At 43.4% G+C, this 7136-nt stretch carries 6 protein-coding genes; 4 read left to right on the top strand and 2 right to left on the bottom strand.

Translation table 11 applies throughout. The features are described from left to right. Positions 1-389: 389 nt before the first annotated feature. Positions 390-1130: a hypothetical protein gene (locus tag IQ270_RS26410; protein WP_228056725.1), complete on the bottom strand. Its 741-nt coding sequence runs from the start codon at positions 1128-1130 to the stop codon at positions 390-392. A 141-nt stretch (positions 1131-1271) separates the two neighbouring features. Here IQ270_RS26410 and IQ270_RS26405 point away from each other — a divergent pair, with 141 nt between their 5' ends. The 4 genes from IQ270_RS26405 to IQ270_RS26390 all read left to right on the top strand — a co-directional run bounded on the left by IQ270_RS26405 (position 1272) and on the right by IQ270_RS26390 (position 4798). Further along, positions 1272-3068 (top strand): ATP-binding protein, encoded by a 1797-nt coding sequence (locus IQ270_RS26405; protein WP_228056724.1) that lies wholly within the window; start codon positions 1272-1274, stop codon positions 3066-3068. Between the two features lie 514 nt (positions 3069-3582). Then, complete coding sequence (locus IQ270_RS26400; RefSeq protein ID WP_193976131.1) at positions 3583-3999, top strand: element excision factor XisH family protein; 417 nt, start codon at positions 3583-3585, stop codon at positions 3997-3999. Further along, positions 3987-4322, top strand: coding sequence for a XisI protein (locus tag IQ270_RS26395; RefSeq protein WP_193976130.1), 336 nt, complete (start codon positions 3987-3989; stop codon positions 4320-4322). The genes IQ270_RS26400 and IQ270_RS26395 overlap by 13 nt, the downstream gene beginning before the upstream one ends. A 197-nt stretch (positions 4323-4519) precedes the next feature. Then, positions 4520-4798 carry a hypothetical protein gene (locus tag IQ270_RS26390; protein ID WP_193976129.1) on the top strand — a complete coding sequence of 93 codons (279 nt, stop codon included), beginning with the start codon at positions 4520-4522 and terminating at the stop codon, positions 4796-4798. 14 nt (positions 4799-4812) lie between these two features. Here IQ270_RS26390 and IQ270_RS26385 read toward each other — a convergent pair whose 3' ends face one another. Further along, a complete protein-coding gene (locus IQ270_RS26385) occupies positions 4813-6750 on the bottom strand; it encodes a bifunctional 3'-5' exonuclease/DNA polymerase (protein ID WP_228056723.1) in 1938 nt (645 codons plus the stop codon). Between the last annotated feature and the right edge of the window lie 386 nt (positions 6751-7136).

The raw sequence follows: 7136 nt of genomic DNA, 5'->3' as shown, positions 1-7136 counted from the left end.
CCGTTAACTCGCGGGCAACGTGCAAAAACATCTCGAAGCGCTGTTCTTCAAGAGTTTCTGCAAATTGCTTTTGCATCGGAGTTGGAGCTGATTTGCGATTAGCCATGATTAACACTCCTTGTGTTTTTTCTTCACAACTAAAGCGACGGCAGTCTGCTAATTACAATTAATTAAAAAAAATTAGTGGGTGGGTGAGTGGGTAAAATTAAATTCACAATCAAGGTCAAAACTTCCTTGATTGTGAATTTGTTGGGTCTGCTTCCCAGAGCGTCCTGATTCGGACGGTGGCGACAATCATTACCCTCAATTGCGATTCGTGGAAAAGGCCTCGATAGAGGCAAAAAAATGCTCTGCTTTTTCAGCAGAGCTTTCTAATCAAACTTTAGCGATTATTCGTCGTCTTCCTCAAATTCCTCGTCTTCGTCTAGACTAAAATCATCCTCCTCATCGTCATCCTCATCGCTTTCCTCATCTTCATCGTCATCATCGTCATCCTCATCAATTTCATCGAGTATGTCATCATCTTCATCGTCATCATCGTCATCCTCATCGAGTTCTTCAGTATCTTCTTCAGAGGATTTAGCTAACTCGTTGCGACGCTTTAAGCTTTGAGCATTGAACTCCATTAAATCGGCAATGGCAGCTTGTGGATTGTCAGCAATTGTATCGTAAAGTTGGCTCATCGCTAAAGCAACAACTTCGACATCATACTTGAGTTCATCGGGCCGGCCAACTAGCTTGGGAAACACAGTATTGTTCCACTCTTGCCAGTCGAACTTTTTACCATTGCCATTGCCGTTGCGCTTGTTCAACTGAGCTTGAATATCCAATCCCAGTTTTTCGCGAATTGCGTGGCCAACCTTTGTCGAAATACGGCTATCGCGACGCTGAATTGTCACACCGTACTTCTTATGAATTGTATTGCGAATTTGTTTAACTAGCTCGACAGCAAGTTGCTCGGAGCTGAGGTTAGGTTGAGGTTTTGATTTGGCACCATTGTTACTGCCGACTGTTTGATTGTTCTGCTTTTCGGGCGGTTTTGATTTAGCAGGCACTGGTGACTGAGACCGAATAGGAGTGGCTGCGGTTTGTTTTTTAGTTGTGGCCATGATTGACAATTTAACTTGCATAACATCAATTTATGAGTGCCGTTAGGCACAATTACCCCCTCCAGTTGAGGGGGAGAATTTCGCTCATTAGCAGGAAGTTAAATTTTAATTACATTAGTTAAATTTTATGTTAAATCTCCTGTAAGTAGTGGTGTATAACGCATGAAGATTTTCAATAACTGGTCTAACTTAAGAGTTATTCAAACTCCCATTATTGCCCTCGAATATTACAGTGCCGATCGCCAAACAATCTTGTCATCATTTCATCAGTACGCTAATGAGTGTTGTTTACCTGTTTATTATTGGAATCCTGGCTATGCAACTCTTCAACAGGTGCAGTCAACTCTTCAACAGGTGCAGTCAACTCTTCAACAGGTGCAGTCAACTCTTCAACAGGTGCAGTCAACTCTTCAACAGGTGCAGTGTTTCGATAAACATCTCCCAAATTTAGGTTTTCACTCAAACATGACAAGCGTTTCAGATGCTTTTTCAGAGATGTATAATAGTGAATGCGTCCTCTGCAAAACTGAGCTATCTGTCGAAAGCGATGTCCTGCAATTTCTGCTGGAAAATGACTATCCCGGTATCTTTTTGTTAGAGGATATTTTGGAGTCAGGCAGTAGCGAACAGCCTCTTGTCCGCCGTTATTCTCAATTAGCTAACGCATTTTTTGAGCTGAAAGGGCGTTCAGCCGAGCTGAAAGGGCGTTGGGCCAACCAATATTGGATACTTTTGGGCGAGTACATCCAACTGCCATCAAAGCTAAGTCCATTAATTCCTCTACTCAAATGTCCGTTACCCGATCGCTTTGAAGTCGAAGTTCTTGTGGATAATTTTTGCGATCGCAATTGTTCCCTTGATTTTGGTTCAGATGCGGTAGCTGCTAAAAAACGGCTGGCTGTTTCTAGTTTAGGGCTACCAAGTTCTGAAATTGAATTAGTGTTAGATCGATCGCTCTGTGTGACCGCTTCAGTTGTCCAAATCGCACAGTTGGTATTAGAGCATAAAATATCGCAACTTCGAGACCAGGGGTTGGAGTTCATTGCTTCTCCCGACGTGCCTCATGCTGGCGGTTTAGATTTATTAGACGCTTATTTGAGCGAAGTCGTAAAGCTGTCAGAAGCTGATGCCAAGAAATATCACCTCAGACCTCCCAAAGGAATGCTGCTGTGGGGGCCGCCGGGGACGGGCAAAAGTTTGAGTGCAAAGCTAGCTGCTAAGAAACTAGGTTATGCGCTTTTAGCAGCAAGTTGGGGCAATATTCTAGGTTCTTCTAATCCAGATCGCGCTCTCAATAAAATGCTGGATACAGCCGATAATTTGGGCGGCTGCGTGCTGTTCTTTGACGATTTTGACAAGGGTTTTTCTGGCTGGGAATCAAATGCTGATGGCGGTGTAGCTAGGCGGCTGTCGCAGAAATTGCTCACCTGGATGCAGGAGCATGAGAGTCCCGTGTTAATGTTAGCTACTGTTAACCGCTTAGAAATGCTGCCGGCTGAACTTATCCGCAGATTTGACGACGGCGGAATCTGGTTTGTGGATTTGCCACACAGTGGCGCTCGCTATGAGATTTTCAATTTGCACTTAGCTAAGTATTTCCCAGAGCAATTTGGGGAGGGAAAAGAGAACCTTTGGAGCGACAGGCAGTGGTATTCGCTACTATCTGATTATGCCGGAGCAACGAGTGCTGAAATTGCGATCGCAGTTAAGCGCTGCGCTGAACGAGCTTATTGTGAAGGGCGACCGGGTAAAATTGAATTGGCCCATTTGCGTTATCAGAGAACTCAGTTTGTGCTGTCGTCTGAGCGTTCTTCTGAAGATATCCAGGGGATTCGGAATAAAGCTAGTTATGCTCGTCCCACAGCCAGTTCCGACACTTCCAGGTTTGCTGCGTGCGAACAAGAACTGTTTGAGTATAAGCCCCCTACTTACGATTTGAGCGAAGATGACGCTGTTTAATCTAGATGCAGAATTCACTGCTTTCTTAACAGCTAAAAAGAAAATAAAACGTAATAAGTTGGCATTCGGGAGAGAATGGTATGAGTCAATACGCTTGGGATAAGACAGTCTAGGAGGCAAAAGCCTGTGAAAAACAGATACTGTGATTGCTTTCATGTATAGATCGCTACGCTCACAGCGAACAATGACAAAAAACGTTAACCAAAGCATATGGGGGTATGAGGGTTATGTCCCAATACGGTTCTGTTAAGAATCTGACTTCTAAAAGATACCTGTATTTTTCAAAAAACTGTGAGTTCAAATTCGTTTAAGAGCACTAACTGAACCGTATTGGGTTATATCCTTGATTTTGTCTATATTTGGAGGGTATTGTCACCTCATCAGTCAAGCGACTTGACGTAACAGCTAGAATTAAAGATAATAAAATTGAGGCGACTTCGGAAATTCAAGCCATGAAAACAAGTTTAATCAACACAGCCCTTTACACTGCTCAGACTTATAACCTCAAACGAATATGCCAGCCAAAGATATTTATCACGATCATGTCAAAAAAGCTCTCGAAAAAGACGGCTGGACAATTACAAACGATCCTTTCAAACTAAAATGGGGGTTCCGAGAACTATTTGTAGACTTAGGAGCCACGAAACTTGTAGCTGCCGAAAGAGGTGAACAAAAAATAGCTGTTGAAATTAAAAGTTTCGTGAGTCTTTCCCAAGTGAGCGATTTAGAAACTGCATTAGGGCAGTATATCGTTTACTTGAATATCTTAGAAGAAGTCGAAAATGACCGATTGCTATATTTAGCTATTCGTCAAGCCACCTATCAAGAAATATTTTCAGAAGCCATCGGGGCTCTAGTGATACGCAAAAACTCTCTGCGCTTACTTATTTTTGACCCTACCAAAGAGGAAATCGTACAATGGATAAATTAGATAATTACCGACAAATCATTGAAAAAATCTTAAGCGAATATGCAGAAATTCCATATTCATACAACAACCTGGAATCCAAACTCATTATTAGCAAAGACTCCAATGATTATTTACTGCTAACAATAGGATGGGAAAAAGATGTGCGAAATCATGGCTGCATTGTTCACCTTGAAATTATTAATGGTAAAATCTGGATTCAAAGAGATGGAACAGAAGACGGAATAGCAACTGATTTGTTGGCTGCTGGTGTTCCAAAAAGTGACATGGTACTGGCATTTCACCCCCCGGAAATTAGACAACATACAGATTTCGCGGTCTGTTAAGCTAAAAAATGACATCCGAACCCTAACCTTAACTCTTCCAACATTAAGGAGTTTTAGCTGATCGCCTGTATTAGTTGCGAACCCTTAGAACGCCTGAACCGCCTCCATACCAACGATGTAACTGCAACCAAAAGCCGATTAGCCTTGCCTCACTGTGAAAAAGACCGCGTAGATGGCGAGACGAAAATAGGCCGGGTTTGGCGCGCGCCCCACTGAACATCCATCAGCAAGCGAGATCGCGATCGAGAATCAACCGCGCGTGGCACACGACGTTTTACCCGGCCGTCGAAGCCAGCAGCGTCACGCCTTTTTTCCGCGCAGTCGATCGAGAATTAGCCGATGTAACTGTTGCCATCCCCCGTTTCGGACACGACGACATGACCACCGCCACCCCAGCCGCGAGTATTTTGCAGCACCGCGATGCCTTAAAATTTGTCGTAGATTTAATTGTGGAACGCGCCGAAACAAGATTTTAGTTCAGAAACAAACATTAACCGCCCCAACTTGTGAGAACCTTGATTTCTACTTCGCAAGGAATTGGCGATAAAAACTTGTCGCCTGCTGACACCATACAGCTATCAAGTAAAGTTTTTACTTGCTCAACTTCGGTAATTGGACACTCTAACAAAATTTCATCGTGGACGACACAAATAAGTTTAGCTCCCGTTCCTTTCAAAGGTGCAAAAAGTTTCGCTAATGCTAATTTAGTAATGTCAGCGCTCAGCCCTTGAATCGGGTGATTCAGCATTTCATTAAGCAGCGGTTTAGATTCTTGAGACCAAAGTCGCCGTCGGCCAGCCATTGTGCGACTTTCTCTAATCCCTTTCTGCCACTGTCGGCGAATGGCTGTATGAAACTGTTTAATGCCTGAATAGGAGTTAAAAAACTTTTTGCGGAACAGCGAGGCTTTTTCCAGAGTTAAAATTACTCCGTATTCGGACTGAGCCATGTTCTTGAATTTGTTGACTCCCATGCCGTAAATTAAACCAAAATTAATGATTTTGCCAAGCTGTCTCTCATCTGAGGTGATGTCAATCAATGGTTTGTCAAGCACTAAAGAAGCCGTAAGTTTGTGTAAATCTTCACTTTTAGAGTAGGCAGCCCCCATTGTGCGATCGCCCGAAACCTTAGCCATGATTCTTAACTCAATTTGGCTGTAATCGGCTTTGAGTAGTACACAACCGGGTGCTGTGATAAAACACTGCCTAGTTTCCCCATCTCTAGGAATATTAGTTAAATTCGGTTGGCGACAGCTAAACCTACCAGACCTCGCTCCAATCTGAAACCAATTCGGATGAATTCTTCCAGTAACGGGGTGAATGTGATGGGGCAAACCTTCAACAAATGTGCTGATTCGAGTTGACACGCTGCGGTAGTCGAGCAAAGCTTGAATTACGGGATGTTTTTCAGCAAAGCAAATCAATGTCTGAGTAGTGGTGGAATTAACAGGAATACCAGCAGATTGAAGGGCTGCTAAAACTTGTTTTGGAGAGCGGGGATTAATGGTTTCTGTAAATTCGGGAAGCAGGGAGAGTTGTTGGTGAGGGTTATGTCGATGCAATTGCGAATTAATTTGGGTTAAAAGCAAGTCGCGAGTGTAACAAAGTTTGTTGCCAAGAACTTTCCACTGTTCTCTATCTAATAGCATTCCATTTAGTTCCATAGAAGCTACCGCAGGCAAACAAGCAAACTCCAATTTTGCAGTTTCCCAAAGTTTTGAAATTTTCAGTTTTTGTTTGAGCGTTTCTCGCGAGGGCAATAAAATTGCAGCATCGGTAGCGGCATATTGCAGTTGATACGGTGTCAGCGTTCCACTCCAGTCACTTGTTTGCAGCGTTTTATCTAGCTTGACGCCGAGTAGTTTGTCGGCTACAGCTTCTAACGATAAATTGCGTTTTAGTCCAGCAACGAGCACTCGGTACGCCAGATAGGTATCGAAAAAGGGACGGCTGGGGGGCAATCCAGCTTGAGTTAGCATCATCCATTCAAATTTGAGGTTGTGACCTATTTTCAGGGCTTCTCCGGCTAATAGGGCACGCAAGGGGTGGAGGTCGGCGGGTGCGATCGCCCTGATATCGATGACTGCGACGGGGCGATCGGGAATTGCTAACTGTACTAGGCAAACTTTGGCTCGGTACGGGTCAGTTCCCAAAGCGGTTTCGCAGTCAATACCGATAATTTTTGCTTCTTGAAAAGGTTTGAGGGCTATTTTCAAGTCCGCTGCATTATTTATCAGTTCGTATCCAGCTTTGATGGAATCTGTCAATATGCTTTTAGTAGATTTATTAGGAGCATTATTAGTTATTATATTTTTCATCATTACTTGGGTTTCTTCCCAAGAATAGAAAGAGTCTGGAGTATCTCTATCGGCACGGGGGTTTGAGTAATATCTGATAAGGTCTCGGACATTACGCAGCTTGTTCTTCATAGATTTTCTTTGGGTAAGTGGAGGAGTTATGAGCCAGCTTTTTCCAAATCAACTTAAGTCTTGGAGTTGAGGACTAAGATAAAAGACATAAGGGATGGCGGTTGGTCTAAAAAAAACCAGGCAAACCCCAGTTGTGATTTAAAAAAGTTGGCAACTTTAAAGTCGGCAACAGTTGTTTTGGCTATCCCAAGTGCCGCCTAAAAGGTCGCAGCCTGGTTGGCCATCTGTAATCTTTTTACAAACGGCTGCGTTAGCGTCTGTTGCCATTAAGAGCAAAAGGGGTTCTCCTGGGTTTATGGTGGATACGGTATCAAACACAACTGTTCGCGATTCTGTGATGCCCTTGGAGTAAGGATATGCGGTTTGTTTATCACCACAAACTCAGG

Source organism: Microcoleus sp. LEGE 07076, from assembly GCF_015207455.1.
In the GTDB taxonomy this organism is placed as follows: Bacteria; Cyanobacteriota; Cyanobacteriia; order Cyanobacteriales; family Microcoleaceae; genus Microcoleus.
Note: the sequence above shows the minus strand (reverse complement) of the source record. Positions and strands in the feature narration are given on the sequence as shown.

What these genes read in the sequence shown, in the direction of transcription:
- IQ270_RS26410 (WP_228056725.1), bottom strand. Translation starts at nt 1,130, where the DNA reads ATGCAAGTTAAATTGTCAATCATGGCCACAACTAAAAAACAAACCGCA.
- IQ270_RS26405 (WP_228056724.1), top strand. Translation starts at nt 1,272, where the DNA reads ATGAAGATTTTCAATAACTGGTCTAACTTAAGAGTTATTCAAACTCCC.
- IQ270_RS26400 (WP_193976131.1), top strand. Translation starts at nt 3,583, where the DNA reads ATGCCAGCCAAAGATATTTATCACGATCATGTCAAAAAAGCTCTCGAA.
- IQ270_RS26395 (WP_193976130.1), top strand. Translation starts at nt 3,987, where the DNA reads ATGGATAAATTAGATAATTACCGACAAATCATTGAAAAAATCTTAAGC.
- IQ270_RS26385 (WP_228056723.1), bottom strand. Translation starts at nt 6,750, where the DNA reads ATGAAGAACAAGCTGCGTAATGTCCGAGACCTTATCAGATATTACTCA.